This is a genomic window from Dyella humi (assembly GCF_044904605.1).
Classification (GTDB): Bacteria; Pseudomonadota; Gammaproteobacteria; order Xanthomonadales; family Rhodanobacteraceae; genus Dyella_B; species Dyella_B humi.
This window is the reverse complement of sequence record NZ_JADIKI010000023.1, coordinates 1,454,755-1,470,645: the sequence shown is the minus strand read 5'-3', so window position 1 is coordinate 1,470,645 and position 15,891 is coordinate 1,454,755. Positions and strand designations below refer to the sequence as shown.

The 15,891-nt window shown below is 61.4% G+C and carries 12 protein-coding genes; 4 read left to right on the top strand and 8 right to left on the bottom strand.

The window, feature by feature from the left end:
• The first annotated feature begins 51 nt into the window (after positions 1–51).
• Entirely contained in the window at positions 52–420 is a 369-nt protein-coding gene (locus ISP18_RS17835) for a DUF488 domain-containing protein (RefSeq protein ID WP_380015207.1), read from the top strand.
• 25 nt (positions 421–445) lie between these two features.
• Here the strand turns inward: ISP18_RS17835 and ISP18_RS17830 are convergent, their stop codons facing one another.
• Positions 446–1,396, bottom strand: a complete 951-nt coding sequence (locus tag ISP18_RS17830; RefSeq protein WP_380015204.1) for a patatin-like phospholipase family protein — start codon at positions 1,394–1,396, stop codon at positions 446–448.
• Positions 1,397–1,404: 8 nt separating this feature from the next.
• Positions 1,405–2,376 carry a helix-turn-helix transcriptional regulator gene (locus tag ISP18_RS17825; protein ID WP_380015201.1) on the bottom strand — a complete coding sequence of 324 codons (972 nt, stop codon included), beginning with the start codon at positions 2,374–2,376 and terminating at the stop codon, positions 1,405–1,407.
• A 241-nt stretch (positions 2,377–2,617) separates the two neighbouring features.
• Between ISP18_RS17825 and ISP18_RS17820 the strand changes: the two genes are divergently transcribed.
• Together ISP18_RS17820 and ISP18_RS17815 are read left to right on the top strand one after the other, a co-directional pair.
• Positions 2,618–3,430 carry a DUF481 domain-containing protein gene (locus ISP18_RS17820; protein WP_380015198.1) on the top strand — a complete coding sequence of 271 codons (813 nt, stop codon included), beginning with the start codon at positions 2,618–2,620 and terminating at the stop codon, positions 3,428–3,430.
• Positions 3,431–3,695: 265 nt separating this feature from the next.
• A complete protein-coding gene (locus ISP18_RS17815) occupies positions 3,696–6,545 on the top strand; it encodes a TonB-dependent receptor plug domain-containing protein (protein WP_380015195.1) in 2,850 nt (949 codons plus the stop codon).
• 51 nt (positions 6,546–6,596) lie between these two features.
• Here the strand turns inward: ISP18_RS17815 and hemC are convergent, their stop codons facing one another.
• The 5 genes from hemC to ISP18_RS17790 all read right to left on the bottom strand — a co-directional run bounded on the left by hemC (position 6,597) and on the right by ISP18_RS17790 (position 12,428).
• Positions 6,597–7,514: a hydroxymethylbilane synthase gene (gene hemC / locus ISP18_RS17810; RefSeq protein WP_380015192.1), complete on the bottom strand. Its 918-nt coding sequence runs from the start codon at positions 7,512–7,514 to the stop codon at positions 6,597–6,599.
• Between the two features lie 202 nt (positions 7,515–7,716).
• Positions 7,717–8,421 carry a LytR/AlgR family response regulator transcription factor gene (locus ISP18_RS17805; protein ID WP_380015189.1) on the bottom strand — a complete coding sequence of 235 codons (705 nt, stop codon included), beginning with the start codon at positions 8,419–8,421 and terminating at the stop codon, positions 7,717–7,719.
• Positions 8,402–9,463: a sensor histidine kinase gene (locus tag ISP18_RS17800; RefSeq protein WP_380015186.1), complete on the bottom strand. Its 1,062-nt coding sequence runs from the start codon at positions 9,461–9,463 to the stop codon at positions 8,402–8,404. Before ISP18_RS17800 ends, ISP18_RS17805 begins: the two co-directional genes overlap by 20 nt.
• 32 nt (positions 9,464–9,495) lie before the next feature.
• A complete protein-coding gene (locus tag ISP18_RS17795; protein ID WP_380015183.1) occupies positions 9,496–10,161 on the bottom strand; it encodes an alpha/beta hydrolase in 666 nt (221 codons plus the stop codon).
• Positions 10,162–10,322: 161 nt separating this feature from the next.
• Positions 10,323–12,428: a prolyl oligopeptidase family serine peptidase gene (locus tag ISP18_RS17790; RefSeq protein ID WP_380015180.1), complete on the bottom strand. Its 2,106-nt coding sequence runs from the start codon at positions 12,426–12,428 to the stop codon at positions 10,323–10,325.
• A gap of 150 nt (positions 12,429–12,578) precedes the next feature.
• Between ISP18_RS17790 and ISP18_RS17785 the strand changes: the two genes are divergently transcribed.
• Positions 12,579–15,011 (top strand): prolyl oligopeptidase family serine peptidase, encoded by a 2,433-nt coding sequence (locus tag ISP18_RS17785; protein WP_380015177.1) that lies wholly within the window; start codon positions 12,579–12,581, stop codon positions 15,009–15,011.
• 75 nt (positions 15,012–15,086) lie between these two features.
• Here the strand turns inward: ISP18_RS17785 and ISP18_RS17780 are convergent, their stop codons facing one another.
• On the bottom strand, positions 15,087–15,884 hold the full coding sequence (locus ISP18_RS17780; RefSeq protein WP_380015174.1) for a siderophore-interacting protein: 798 nt from the start codon (positions 15,882–15,884) through the stop codon (positions 15,087–15,089).
• Positions 15,885–15,891 lie beyond the last annotated feature (7 nt).

Genomic DNA, 15,891 nt, shown 5'->3' with positions numbered 1-15,891 from the left:
ATGACGCAGGCGTATGCTTGACGACTGCTGCTCCTTTCCAGGAGGACGTCCGTGAGCATCGCCGTCAAACGCGTCTACGAACCGGTCGCCAAAGTAGATGGCTATCGCGTACTGGTGGATCGGGTCTGGCCACGTGGCTTGAAAAAGGAAGACGTGGCGCTCGATATATGGGCCAAGGAACTGGCCCCCAGCACTGCCTTGCGCAAATGGTTCGGCCACGATCCTGCGCGTTGGGAAGCCTTCCGTCATCGTTATGCGAGCGAACTGGACGCGCAAAAATCGTTCTGGCAACCGCTGATAACACGCGCCGAGCGTCATCGCGTAACCCTACTGTTTGGTGCGAAAGACGAAGAGCACAACCAGGCTGTTGCGTTGAAGATGTATCTGGATAATTGGATGAAGGCGAACGGCATGCGCTGATGCGCAGACGTCCCATCTCGGCACGTTACCGCGCCGACGGGCGCCACGATTCCAGCGCCGTCCGCGTCTTCTCGCGCCCTAATTCGATCAACTCGCGCGCGCGGTAAAACTCATACGCACTCGATACGTTGCGCGCCAGCTGCACCAGCAGATCCGGCTGATACGCGGCCAAACGCAGGCGCGAAAGATTGGCCTGCATCAGATCCATCGATTGTCCCAACAATTCCAATGCGCCGGGTTCGTGCGGTTTGCTGGCTTCTGCCGCGCGCATCTCGTTGCCCGGCAGAAACCGCCCCAATAGGCGGCCGATGCTGCCCTTGGATTTCGTGTCGCCCGCGGATATTTCGACTGGTAGATTGATTTCGGCCGGTCCATCGATGCTCACGGCGATGACGTAGTCGGCCTGTTCGCGAATCAACGGCGTTACTGGCACCGGATTGAGCAGGGCACCATCCACCAGCAGGCGTCCGTCGATGGCATGCGGACGGAACAGCGTGGGGATCGCGATCGACGCGCGGATCGCATCGAACAGCGAACCGCGCGTGAGCCACACTTCGCGTTCGCGTTCGATATCCGTGGCGACGGCGGTGAAGACAATCGGTAGATCTTCGATGTGCACGTCGCCGATCATTTCGAGCATGGTGCCGATGATTTTCTCGCCTTTGATCAGACCGCCGCCGGCGAAAGAAAACGACCAGTCCACCAGTTTCAATACGTCGAACTTGTCCAGCGAACAGACCCAGTCGCGGTAGATAGCCAGCTTGCCAGCCGCGTGAACGCCGCCGACCAGCGCGCCCATCGAACAGCCGGCAATGGCGACGATCTCGAAGCCCTGCGCTTCAAGTTCCTCGATGGCGCCGATATGCGCCAGCCCCTTCGCACCACCCGCGCCAAGGGCGAGGGCGACCGTGGGTTTGCGCGGGGTTTGCTCGTTGCGAACGTGCGGCCGAAGATCGGTGGACGGCGTGACCGGCATGGAGTGGGCTATTGATAGCCGGTAAGGGCGAGCTGCAGCATGATTTTCATTTCCTCGCGCAGCGGCAGGGGCGCGACGATCTCCGCATCCGGGCCGTACTTCAGCACGTCCATCAGCAGCTCGCGTGAATTGGAATACGGCAGCTGCAGTTCGTAGCGCCCGTCCGGCAGCCACGTGCCCTTCTGCTGCGAATGCCAGTGTTCGTCGGCCACCCAGCGCGCGGCGTGCGCGGAGAAGCGGATGGTGGCCCAGGCTTTCGGCTTGCCCGCGAAGATGCCGTAACTGGAGGCAAGCAGATCGTTCAATTCGTTTTCCGCCACGTCGATCGCGGCTTCTTCCAGCGCATGCGACTCGGCGATGCGATCCACTGCGAAGCTGCGCAAGGCTTCGCGATCGTGATCCCAGGCGTCGAGATACCAGTTGTCGCGATAATGCGTCAGACGCTGCGGCGATACGGTGCGCTTGCTTTCATTGTTGGTGGTGCGCGCGCGATAGAGAAAACGCAGCTGCTTGCGATCCAGTACCGCACCAGCAGTGATTCGGAATACCTGCTGGTCAAGCTTGCGCTCGCCCCAGGGAATCACGCGGATGCGCTCCACTGGCAAGGCCTTGCCGCTGGCGCGATCAGAAAGCAGATGCTCGATGCGTGCCTTGAACGGTGCCAAGGCGCCAGCCAGCACGCCCGGGCCGCTACGACCGATCAGCTCGTTGAGCGCCAGCAGGGCGGCCAGTTCGTCGGAGGTCAGCCACAAGCCGGGCAGTTCAAAACGCTGGCCCTCGGTGGCTTCGTAGCGGAACGCGGCGTGCTCGCCGCCGGCGCTCTCGATCGGCGCCCCCAGCGCATCGCGCAGGAAGGCGATATCCCGATACAGCGTGGCGCGCGAGCATTCGAGCTCGTCCATCAGCCGGGGCAGCGGCACCGGGTAATGCGCTGATTTCAGCAAGCGGTGCAGGGTGAGAATGCGCTCGTACCGATCCATGTCGACGTTCAGCTTGGGATTTTGTGTAGCATGGCCATGCTGCGTGACGCCCGCAAGCGTGCGACGAGCTTTCTTGGCTCCGATTCGGCGAATATGCCCCCGCGATCCCCGCTGATGGTTGCCCCATGCCCGATTTGTCTCAAACGGGCCATTAAGATCGCTCTAAATATTCACAAAGTATTCAAGCCGGGCCGTTAAAGTGGCCTGTCCCAACAGCTTTTTAACATTGGACGATCCAGCGATGAAAACCCTGCTGATGACCGGCTTGGCGCTTGCCACCCTGGCCACCTTCACCGCCCAGGCCGAGGACACGTCCTCCGGCACCCAGACCAGCTCCGGCAACTGGACGGGCTCGGGCGAACTGGGCTTTGCTTCGACCACCGGCAACTCCCGCTCCCAGAACGTGAACGCGAAGCTCAATCTGGCCCAGGAGACCGATCAGTGGAAGAACAGCTTCTTCGCCGACTGGTTGCGCTCCAAGGGCCAGGTCACGGTGACGAATGCCCAGGGCCAATCGGTCAAACAATTCGACACCACCGCCGACCGCTACGATTTCGGCGCCTCGGCCGGCTACAAGCTCGACCCACGCAGCTACATCGTGGCCGCCGGCCGCTATGACCACGACGACTTCGCCGCCTACCGTTGGCAAGGCACGGTCTCGATCGGCTATGGCTACATGGCGCTGAAGACCGACCGCACCCAGCTCTCCTTTGAACTCGGCCCCGGTTACACCGAATACCAGCCGTCCACCGGCACGCAGACCATCAACGGCGTGGTAGTGCCGCTCAAGGAACCACGCCAGAGCCAGGTCGTGGCGCGCGGACTGGTGAACTACAAATACCGTCTCACCGAGAACACCGCGTTCGACGATACCTTCCTGATGGAATCCGGTACCAAGAACACCTACCTGCAGAACGACATGGGTTTGGCCGTCAGCATGACCAGGAAGCTCTCGCTCAAGGTGGGCTTCCAGGTGCGCCACAACAGCGATGTGCTGTCGGGCATTCGCCATACCGACACGTTGACGACGACCAACATCGTTTACAACCTCTGATCGCGCTTCGCGCGTTTCGTACGCCTTAAACCCCTCCGTGTGCAAACACGGAGGGGTTTTGCTTTTCGCACTCTGGCAGGTGCCTCACACGTCGATGCGCTTCACGCTCGCCGCTGTCGGCGCAGGCGTACACATTTGCATGCCAACGTCCGCTAGTCCTTCAGCACTGCATCGCGAAAACTCGCCACTCGTCATTTTTTTGTAAAGCCGGCCGCACGCTCAACACGGCCGCGCATAAGCATTGGCAATAGGGAGTGGTGCGCAGATGAGATACAAGAACCGGATGGCGTCCGCGATTGCGGCGGCGCTCATGATTTGCGCGTGGAGCGTGGGAGCACAGGACGCCAACCAAGGCGCAAACGCTGATAAAGCCAAGCAACTCGATGTCATCACCGTGACTGGTTCGCACATCCGCAGCGTAGATGTGGAAACGTCACAGCCGGTGTTCACCATGGATCGCCAAGCCATCAAGTCGACGGGTCTGACCAACGTCAACGACATTCTGGCGCGCATGCCTTCCATCGGCACGCCGGATATCACGCCACAGGACACCTTGTCATCCGGCATGGACGTCGGCGGTCGCTATGTAAACATTCGCAACCTAGGCTCACAGCGCACGCTGGTGCTGGTCAATGGCCGTCGTTGGAGCACCAGCCTCAGTGGTCTGACGGATCTTTCAACTATTCCGGTTTCCCTCATCGACCGCATCGATATTCTTAAAGATGGCGCTTCCTCCGTGTATGGTTCCGACGCCATCGGTGGCGTGGTCAACATCATTACGCGCGAAAAGTTCGATGGCGCGGAATTCAACGCCTATTACGGCCAGAACGGAAAGGGCGATGGTCAGCAGAAGAATGCAGACTTCACCTGGGGTCACACGACGCAGAAATCGTCCTTCATCCTGAGCGCCTCCTATCAGGACGAGCAGCCGATATGGGATCGCAGCCGTGACATAACGGCTTATGCACAAGGTCCGCGTCATCCGGATGCCGGATTGGGAACGGGTTCCTATGGCCGCGTCTTTGATCCTAATACGGGGGTTGCGTATGTCATTAATCACGGCAGCACAAATAGCGCCGATTTAGCTAACTATCACCTCTACGATTCCTCCAGCACAGCGGACAAATACAACGCCAACCAGGACATGACCTTCCGCGCAGGTACCTCGCTGAAGAACCTGTTCTTGCAAGAACGCTACAAGGTGACCGACAGCATCACGCTGCGCGGCTCGGCCAGCTACAGCAGCCGCAACAGTTCCAGCCAGCTCGCGGGTTATCCGTTTTCGTGGACCCTCAATCCCGACGCGTATTACAACCCGTTCCCAGGCTATGAAACGGATTTCGTGCGTCGTACCTCCGAAATGCCGCGCATCACATGGACCAATTCGCGCCTGACGCATGTAGACGCAGGCATCGAAGGCTACTTCGACTTCCTCGGTCACGATTGGAACTGGGATGCTGGCTACACTTTCGCGCAAACGCGCATCCGCCAAATTTCCACGGGTAACTTATATTTACCCAATGCCGATAACGCGCTGAACGCGATTGCAGGGCCCGACGGTCAGCCCGTCTGTGCGAACCCGATGGGTGGGTGCGTTCCCTGGAATATCCTTGCCGGTCCTGGCAACACACCGAAGAGCGTATGGGACTACGTGAATTACGTCGGCACCGCGCGTCAAATGAGCCAGACCGACGATGTCACGGCAAATGTGAGCGGCGGTTTGTTCGACATTCCTCACGGCGGCACGTTCAGCGTGGCTGCTGGCATCGAGCATCGTCGCGAAAAAGGCTACTTCACGCCCGATCCTAACGATTCCGCCGGCCTCACCACCAATCTGGCCAGCGAGCCGACCAACGGTCGCTACAATGTCAATGAGGCTTACATCGAACTGGACGCACCATTGCTACGCGATCTACCGGGTGCGCAGGAGTTCGGCATCAACGTCGCCAGCCGCTACTCGCATTACAGCAGTTTCGGCAGCACGACGAACAACAAGTACAGCGTGCGTTGGCGGCCGATCCAGGATGTATTGGTACGTGGCACGTACGCACAAGGCTTCCGCGCGCCAACGCTTAGCGATCTCTACAGCGGCACGGGCCAGAGCTTCGAAACTTTCCTGGATCCATGCGATAGCGTGTACGGTGCCGCCGCCAGCAATCCTTCGGTTGCGGGGCGGTGTGCAGCAGCCGGCGTACCGGCCAATTACCGCCAGATCGATCAATCCGGTAGTGCGATCACCAGCGCAGCTGGTGGTCAGACACCTACTGCTTTTCTCGCTAGCTCCAATCCGAACCTGAAGCCGGAAAAATCCACGACACGCACCTTCGGTGTGGTCTACAGCCCGCACTATATCGACGGCCTCGATATCTCGCTGGACTACTACGACATCCATCTGAAGAACGCCATTACCAGTGTGGTCGCGGGCGGTATCCTGGATTATTGCTACGTACAAAACATTTCGAGCTTCTGCAACAGTTTCACGCGCGATAGCACGGGAGCCATCAGTAGCCTCACGGAAACCCTGTACAACTTGGGTTCGATAACAACCAACGGCTACGATCTGGGCATTCATTACCGTTTGCCGGAAACGCCGTTCGGGCGCTTCCGCATCTCGTCAGACAGCACCTATCTCGCCAAATATCAGCAAACTAGCGGCCCTGGCGCGGTCCCTCAAGATCTCGCCGGCTTCATGAACGGCGAGCAGGGCTTGTACCGCATTCGCTCCACCTTCCAGACGGATTGGGATTACAAGCAATTTGGCGCAAGTTGGACCATTCGGTATTACTCAGGCCTGAAAGACGCTTGCTATAGCAACAGCTATGGCAGCTCTCCGGGTACGCCGACGATCGAATGTGGCAATCCCATGTATACCAATCCTTGGATTGGCAGTTACGGCATCTCGCGGAAGGGTTCGGTAGCTTTCAATGACGCCCAGGTGCGTTACACCACCCCTTGGAAAGGCGTTGTTTCAGTAGGAGTGAACAACATCTTCAATAAGAAGGGGCCGTTTTACTACAGTGTGGTGCAGGCCGGTTCGGGTAGTCCGCCGTATGATCCGAACTTCGACGTCGATCGTTTCTTCTATCTGCAGTACAACCAGAAGTTCGATCTTTGAACTTTTGTATTGTTACTTTCAAAAAGCGGGCCCTCGGGCCCGCTTTTCTATTCAATGTCCAAGAAACGCCGCCGCCCCTTGCGCAAACAACGCCTGCGCGACTTCATTGCCGAGTTTGGTTGCATCACTACTGCTGCCACTCGCGGCTGCCTGCAGCAGGCGGCCGCTGGAAACATCGCCCACCATGCCACGCAAGTGCAAGCCATGTTCCGTTACCGTGCACCACGCACCTATCGGCACTGTGCAGCTGCCGCCGAGCGCTTGGTTCATCGCGCGCTCGGCGGTGACGGCCAATCGTGTATCGGCATCATCCAGCACGGCGAGGGCTTCGAGCACATTGGCTTGATCAGCGCGCGCTTCGATGGCGATGGCCGCCTGGCCGGGTGCAGGTAACCAGTTTGGGGCACTCATTCGACCGCGGATGCGTTCGTGTAATCCCAGCCGTTCCAGCCCGGCGCAGGCGAGGATGATCGCTTCGTAATGGCCGGCATCCAGTTTCTGGAGGCGCGTGCCGACGTTGCCGCGCAGATCGAGCAATGCCAGGTCGGGCCGCACGGCGCGTAGTTGCGCCTGGCGACGCAGGGACGATGTGCCGACGCGCGCACCATGCGGCAGTGCCGCCACATCGGCGTAGTCGTTGCTGACAAAGGCATCGGCTGCATCCGCGCGCGGCAGGATCGCGGGCAGGGTGAAACCGGGTTCCAGTTCCGCGGGTACGTCCTTGAGCGAATGCACGGCCAGGTCTGCGCGGCCTTCCAGCATCGCCACTTCCAGTTCCTTGAGGAACAATCCCTTGCCGCCGATCGTCGCTAGCGGCTTGTCGATAATCTCATCGCCGCGCGTGGTCAACGGCACCAGCTCCACGCGCAGGCCCGGGTGCGCGGCGCGCAGCAAGCCGGCTACGTGCTCGGCCTGCCACAGGGCGAGCGCGCTCTTGCGGGTGGCGATGCGTAGCAGGGTAGGCGACATGATGGCTCCGGAAACGACGGCAGCCACCATTGTCGCGCACTTAAGGATGCTCTGAACCATTCTGCGTAGGCGGCATGATGTCCAGAAGGCCCGCAGAGTGTGTTGCGCGGCGCCGGGAAGACTGGCCGTCTGTCAAACCGATGGACCGAAGGCATGCGGACAGACAGGGCCGGTGACGCCTATGCAGAATGGTTCAGAGCCCCTAACCCATGCGCAGCAGCTTGCGCAAAGTAGGCAGATTGCGTCGGCTTACTTCCGGACTGAAATCCGTACCGGCCAACCGTGCCAGCACGCGGCCGTCGGCGAGCGTTTTCAGGCCGATCAGGCGGTCCGCCGGCACCAGGCAGTTGCGATGCAGGCGAATCAGGTGATCCGGATAGGTTTCCTCGAGTTGCCGCAGCGAGTCGTCGAGCAGCAACTGATCACCTGCGCGATGCGCCACCACGTATTTCTCTTCCGCCAGCAAACAGATCACTTCATCCAGGGCGATGCGCACCGGTTCACCGCGCACACGCGCATGCAACCAGCCGACCGGTTCGCGCGGGTGTGATTCCAGCCGCTGCCGCACGCGTCGGAGCGCATCGCGCAGGCGTTCCACGCGCACCGGTTTCAACAGGTAATCGACGGCGCCGAGATCGAAGGCGTGCACGGCATGCGCTTCGTACGCCGTGCAGAACACCACCTGCGGACGCGTGCGGTTAGCCAATCGCGCGGCTAGAGCCTTGCCGTCCAGGCCCGGCATGTTGATGTCCAACAGCAGCAGGTCCGGCTGCTTCTCGGACAGCGCTGCCAGCGCCGCTTCGCCATCGCCCACGCTGCCGACGACGTCCACGTCCGCGCATTCCTTCAACATGGCATCAAGCCTTGCCCGCGCCAGCGGCTCGTCGTCAACGATCAGTACGCGCATGGCGTGTCTCTATCGGCAATTGGAGCTTCACCACAAAACGATTTTCCTGCGGTCCTGCCTCCATGCTTGCCCGCGGCCCGAAATGATAGGTCACGCGCTGGCGCACGTTGTTCAGGCCATGCCCGCTACCGCCGATCGTCGGGCGGTCGGCCAGCGGGTTGTCGATCTCGATCTGCAGCATAGACCCAGTGCGCCGGCCGCGTAGAACGATTTCCCCACCTTCGAGCAGCGGCTGGATGCCATGGCGCACGGCATTTTCCACCAGCGGTTGCAGTAGCAGCACCGGCATCGACGCGTCCATGGGCAGGTCGTCCAGCTCGCGCCGCACGCGCAAGCGCTCGCCCAGCCGCAGCTGCTCGATCGCCAGATAGCGGTCGACCAGTTGCAGTTCCTCGCCCAGCGTGTCGCTGTGCGTATCGTCCTGGCCTAGCGCGGCGCGGAACAGTTCGGAAAGATCTTCCACCGTGCGTTCGGCCGCTTCCGGATCCATCCGCACCAACGCCGCCACCGTGTTCATGCTGTTGAAAAGAAAGTGGGGACGAATGCGCGCCTGCAACGCCTCCACCTTTGCATGCGCCACCGCCGCCAATCGCTCCTGCCATTCGGCCAGCACGTAGAAATAGCGCAGCATCGCTGCGCCGAGCAGAGCGGCGATCAACGCGTTGTTGCGCACGAAGGTATTGGAGCCGATGGGAATCAACTGCATCTGCAGCATGCCGTCCATCCACTGCGCCAGCACGCTGCCCAGCGTCACGATCAACACCATCACCAGCCACACGCCCGCATACGGCAGCAGGCCTGGCAGGCGCAGCAGCCATGGGCGCAGTTTGCACAGCGCCACGCCGATCACCATGGCCACCCATTCCACAAACAACATGCCGACGCTGTAACCGCGCCAGCCGCGTGTGCTCTGCGGCGCCAGCCACGCCAACGTCACGCACAGCGCGCCGACGACCAGCAACGCGGAAATCACCGGCAGGCTGCAGAAATCCGGCAGCGGGCTGCGTGGCTGGGAGGATGGCTTGGTGGTAACCCCTGGCATGCGCGCAGTATGCCCGCACAGCCCGCCGTTTTTCAGCGCAGCCGCTCGCCGATCCAGCGGCGCAGGTCCGCAATTTCATCCGGGCACACCGCATGCGGCATCGGGTAGGTGTGCCATGCCACCTGGTAGCCGAGCGCCTCCAGCGCTGTGCGCGAATCCGCGCCGCGCTGCAGTGCCACCACCGGATCGTACGTGCCGTGTCCCCAGAAAATCGGTACCTGCGCATTGGCGACGCTGCGTTCGGCGGCAAGCGTGTGGGCGATCGGCAAATAGGTGGACAGCGCAATGATGCCCGCCAGCTTCTGCGGATGGCGCAAGCCGGCGGCCAGCGCAATAGCGCCGCCTTGCGAGAAACCCGCCAGCAGAATGCGCTCGCTGGGCACACCCCGTTCCTGTTCGCGGGCGATCAGCGCTTCCACCTGACCGATGGATTCACGCGTACCGGCTTCATCCTGCCGTGACACCAGATCGAAGCCGTAGATGTCGTACCAGGCGCGCATCGCCATGCCGTTGTTGATCGTCACCGGCCGCACTGGTGCATGCGGGAAAACGAAACGAATGGCGGGCCATTCCGGCGACACCAGCTCCGGCACGATCGGCGCGAAGTCGTGTCCGTCGGCGCCCAGGCCGTGCAGCCAGATGACGCTGTAGACGGGGTTGGCGGCGGTTTCGTTTTCGACGGTGGGGAGTAGGGACATGGCTTCAAGCAAGAAGGTGATCGGAGCGGCATGGTAACAGCCACTCCAACAACAGTTCCCTGTTCAATACCACGCCTTCCATGTATCGACGCGAGTTTCGTGGTTACGCGTAATCTTCATGGCCGTCATTCCCGCGGAGAGAGAAATGACGGCCATGTGGGTTACTGTGCCGGCAAGCCCAACTCATGCGCAAAGAACGTCAACATGATCGCTGTGTCCCCAACCCGCTGACTAAACGGCGCACCAATGCCATGACCGGCATTCATGCGCGTAAGCAACAGGATCGGCTGGTCCGATGTCGTGGCGTTCTGCAACGCAGCGGTGAACTTGCGTGATTGCCACGGCGCCACGCGTGGATCGTTCGCGCCGGTGGTCATCAGCACCGCGGGATACGCCGTGTGCGGTTTCACGTTCTGCAGCGGCGAATAGGCTAGCGTCGCCTTGAACTGGGCGGGATCGTTCACCGTGCCGGACTCGCTGACGTTGTACGGGCCGTTGGCGAAATGCGTTTCATGGCGGATCACATCGTAGATGCCGACCATCGACACCACTGCGCGGTAATCACCCGGATGCTGTACCAGCGACGCGCCCATCAACAGGCCGCCGTTGCTGGCGCCGAGAATCCCAAGATGTTCGCGATCAGTCCAATGTGCGTCGAACAGCGCGAGCGCAGCCGCGTAGAAATCGTCGAACACATTCTGCTTGTGCAGCATCTGGCCCTGCGTGTGCCAGTCCTCGCCATATTCGTTGCCGCCGCGGATGTTGGCGAAGGCGAGCACTCCTCCGCGTTCTAACCACGCCAGTTCCGGACCGATGAAATGCGGCGTGATCGGAATGTCGTAACCGCCGTAGCTGTAGAGAACGGTTGGACGCTGGCCGTTGGGCGTGATCCCGCGTAGCGCCAACACGATGACCGGTATCTTGGTGCCGTCCTTGGAAATGCCATCGATGCGGTGCACGTCCACCTTGCCGTAGTCGGCGGCGGCCTTCACGTCGAAAACGGTACGCACGCTGCCGGCTTTCGCGTCGTAGTCGACCCAGCGCGAGGGCAGTGTCCAGCCGCTGTAGGTGATCAGCGCGCGGTCCTGCCCTTGTTCGGAGGCGATGCCCTCGATGCTGATACCGTGCTGCGGCAACGGCAGGCGACGCAAGAAGTTGCCCTGTGCGTCGTACTGCTCCACCCACCAGTCCGGCCCCCAACTGCGCGTGACGAGAAAGCCGTCCGCGATGGGTGCGACATCCTGCAAGGCGCCATCGCGCTGCGGCACCACCGTGGCGACCTCGCCTTGCGCATCGATCGCGAGCAACTTGCCGCGCGGTGCGTCGGCGAAGCTGGTCACGAACAGGCGCTGGCCGACCCAGGCTGCTTCGCGCACATTCGCGTCGTAGCCCAGCACTTTCTTCCAGTTTGCGCCGTCGCGCAGATATACCTCGGCCGGACCGCCATCGCCGATGTTGGCGAGCACGGCCAGCTGCTTCGCGCCCGGCGAGGTGAGCAGGCGATACTCGGCAACTTTCGAATAGTCCTTGCCGAATACGCCTTGATCGGCCGTAGCGGCCTGATCGAGGGTGTGGTGCATCAGCACCGCATCGAACTGCTGCACCTCCGCGCCGGCAGGCGGCAGCGGAAAGCGCACGTAGACGAAGCCTTGTTCGTTTGCGTCCCAGGCCACGCCCTGCGGCGTGGTGCCGCCGCCGGCGTAAGGCAACGCATCGCTCAAGATCTTACCGGTGGTTACATCGAGCACATGCAACGTGGTCAATTCGCTGCCACCTTCCGCCGTGCCATAGGCCAGATAGCGTCCGCTAGGCGACGGCCAGTAGCCGGTAATCGCGGTGTTGCCGCCGACGACGTTGAGATCCACCAGCACGCGCGCCTTGCCCTCAGGCCACGTCTGCGCCATCAACTGCGGCTGCGGTTGTGGTGGTGTTTCCTGCATGTAGAACAGCGTGCCGCCCGCAAGCAGCGGCGAAGAACGCGTGGTGGAGGTGACAGCAAGCTGCTGCACGCGCGCGGTCATCGCCTTGCCGTCTGGCATTGCGGCCAGCACCGCTTCGGTGTGTTCGTTCTGCGCCTTGATCCAAGCTTGCACGGCCGGATCCTGTGGGTTTTCCAGCCAGCGATAAGGATCGTTCACCGTCTCACCATGCAAGGTGCTTGCGGCCGAACGCGTAGGCGAAGCAGGTGGTTTCGATGCATTGCCGGCATAGGCGACCAGCGACGCGGCCATGGCGAATGCGGGCAGACAGCGCAGAAAAGGGGACATGCCATGGTCCTGTGATTTGGCACCGCACGAATCTGCGGCGGACCCATCAGCCTATCGGCTGCATGCTCGCGACGAAACGGGACCCTTGGCGCTTGTCACGCCCGTGCGCTTGGCTATGCTGGCCGATTTTCCACCCACGGAGCGTTTCCCATGCGCCGACTGCTGCTCGCCGGCCTCATCGCCTTTACCGTACTGCCCGCGGCAGCAGAAACTGCGCAGAGCGCGCCAAAGCTCGATCTGGAAACCATCATGGCCAATCCGGATTGGATGGGCCAGGCAGTGGAAACCCCGTATTGGAGCGTGGACGGCCGCACGCTGTATTACCGCCTCAAGCGCGACGGCAGCCCGGTGCGCGATCTGTATCGCGTCGATCCTGCGAGCGGCGGTGGCGCCAAACTGGACGCGACGGCCACGGCGCAGGCGGAAGGCCCTGCCGTGTACGACCGCGCGCATCGCTACGCGGCCTATATCTTCCATGGCGACGTGTTTCTCGTGGACGTGAGCAACGGCCACCGCACGCAGGTGACGCGCAGCCCGCTGCCGGAATCTTCGCCACGATTTTCGGCAGATGGCCGTTCGCTGCAATTTCGCGAAAGCAACAATTGGTACGTCTACGACCTCGCCAGCGGCGTCACTTCGCCCGCCGCGGTGCTGAAATTCACTGACGATCCGCAAGACAAGAAACCCGACGCGCTCGGCCAGCAACAGCTCGATCTATTCAAGTCGCTGCGCGAAGACAAGGCGGACAAAGATGCGCTGCATGCCAACGATCAGCAGTTGGTCGCCGCCGATTCCACGCGCGCACCGCAGCCGTTCTATCTCGGCGACAAAACGCAGCTCGTCGATACCGAGCTTTCGCCGGACGGCCGCTGGATGCTGGTGGTGACGCAGCCGGCGCATCACGACGACGGCAAGGCGCCCGACGTCATCCACTTCGTCACCGATACCGGCTACACCGACACCGAAGCCGCACGCACGTATGTCGGCCGCAACGATCCCGCGCCGCAGTCGGTGTTGCTGCTCGATCTTTCCGCGCACAAATCCTATCCGCTCGGCACCGACAATCTGCCCGGAATCAAGGACGATCCGCTCAAAGCCATCCGCGCCAAGACCGTCGCCGCGCTACAGAAAGCCGGCAAGGACGACGAAGCCAAGGCGCTGAAAGCGCCCGACGTGCGTCCCGTCACGTTGTACAGCATGGATAGCGGCAGCGCCGGCATCGTGTGGAGTGACGACGGCCGCAATGCGGCGGTGGAATTCCTCGCCATCGACAACAAGGATCGCTGGATCGCCACGGTCGATTTTGCCCATCACGCGCTGGTGCCGCAGCATCGCTTGCACAACGATGCGTGGATCAACTGGATCTTCAACGACGTCGGCTGGCTGAAAGACAACTGCACGCTGTGGTTCCTAAGCGAGGAAAGCGGCTATTCGCAGCTCTACGTAAAGCCCGTGGACGGCGCGGCAAAAGCGCTGACGTCCGGCAAGTTCGAAGTAAGCCAGCCGCAATTGTCCAACGACGGTAAGTGGTTCTACGTGCTTGCCAACAAGCTGGCGCCGTACAGCTACGACGTCTATCGCGTGCCGTCGAACGGCGGCGAGCTCGGCCGCATCACGCAATACGGCGGCATGGATCAGTTCACGCTATCGCCGGACGACAAGCAGCTCGCCGTGCTGCATTCGTCCGCTTACGTATTGCCGCAGCTCGCTGTACAAAGCGCGGAAGGTGGCACGCCACGCGAACTCACCCACACCATGAAGCCCGGCTTCACCGCGCACCAGTGGATCGAACCGAAGTTCGTGGAAGTACCGTCCTCGCACGGTGCGGGCGTGATCTATGCGAAGTATTACGGCCCGACGGATGAAACCGATGCGTCGGCTTCGCGCCCAGCCGTGCTGTTCGTGCACGGAGCCGGCTATCTGCAGGATGTGAAGCAAGCCGCAACGTATTACCAGCACGAGCAGCTGTTCAACAACCTGCTGGTGCAGGAAGGTTACGTGGTGCTGGATATGGATTACCGCGCCTCCGAGGGCTACGGCAGCGCATGGCGCACGGCGATCTATCGCCAGATGGGCCATCCCGAGCTGGAAGATTTGCTCGACGGCAAGGCATGGCTGGTGAAGAACCATGGCGTCGATGCCAAACGTGTGGGCATCTACGGCGGCAGCTATGGTGGCTTCATGACCGAGATGGCGCTGTTGCGCGCGCCGGGTGAATTCGCCGCCGGTGCGGCGCAGCGTCCGCCTTCGGATTGGGTCACCTACAACGATTCGTATACCTCCGACATCCTCAACAATCCGCAGATCGATCCGGAGGCGTACAAGATCAGCTCGCCGATCACCTATGCGGACAACCTGCGCGATCCACTGCTGATCAACCACGGTTTGATCGACGACAACGTGCTGGCCAGCGATTCGATCCGGCTGTACCAGCGCTTCGTCGAACTGCATAAGAAGAATTTCTGGATCTCGCTGTATCCGCTGGAGCGCCACGAATTCGAGCATGCGGATGCGTGGTATGACGAGTATCGGCGAATCTATGAGTTGTTCGAGACGTGGGTGAAGCCGGCGACTGCACGCTAGCCGCGAACTAACCTGCCCGTCATTCCGGCCTTCGCCGGAATGACGAATGGCTTCGGATGAGATTTCCGACGCTGATCAATCTTCCTCGTCCTCACTTCCATCCACCTGCCAATACCCGGTCGCGCGAATCCACTCCTTCGGCACGCCGCGCTCTTCCGTCAGATACCGTCGCATCGCCCGCGCCCGGCGTGATTCCGTGGCGATCCAATAGAACGTATCGCCCGCTAGCTCCGGCAATTCGCGCAGGGCGCTTTCCAGCAATTCGCTGCTGGCGGCATCGACGCCATCGCGTTCCAGCCACGTCACTTCGAAGTCTGCCTGCGAGCCCAGCGGCTGTCGATCGGCGTTTTCGGGAATTTCCGCCAGCACCACCACGTGCGAGTCGGCTGGCATTTCATCCAGGCGACGGCCGATTGCGGGCAGAGCGGTTTCATCGCCGACCAGCACGTAATGGTCGAAGTCCGCGGCCACAACAAAGGAGCCGCGCGGTCCGGCTCCGCCGATGCGCTGCCCGGGCCTGGCCTTTTCCGCCCAGGTCGAGGCAGGCCCGTCGCCGTGCAGCACGAAATCGATGATCAATTCGTTACGTGCGCCATCGTGTTCGCGCGGCGTGTAGTCACGCATAGGCGAAGGTTTGGAACCCGGCGGAAATTCAGGACCGTTCGGCCCCGGTGTGGGAAAAATCAATTCGCCGTCCGCGTTGGGAAACAACAGCTTCACGTGATCGTCAGGCGAGGCGCTAACGAAACCGCGCAGCTGCTCACCCTTCAAGGTGATGCGCTGCATGTGCGGAGTCATCCGCTTCGTGCTCAAAACTTCCAGCGTGCGCATCGCGAGCTGATGACGAACCATGCGGTGTTCGTGCTTCGTCATGGCGACA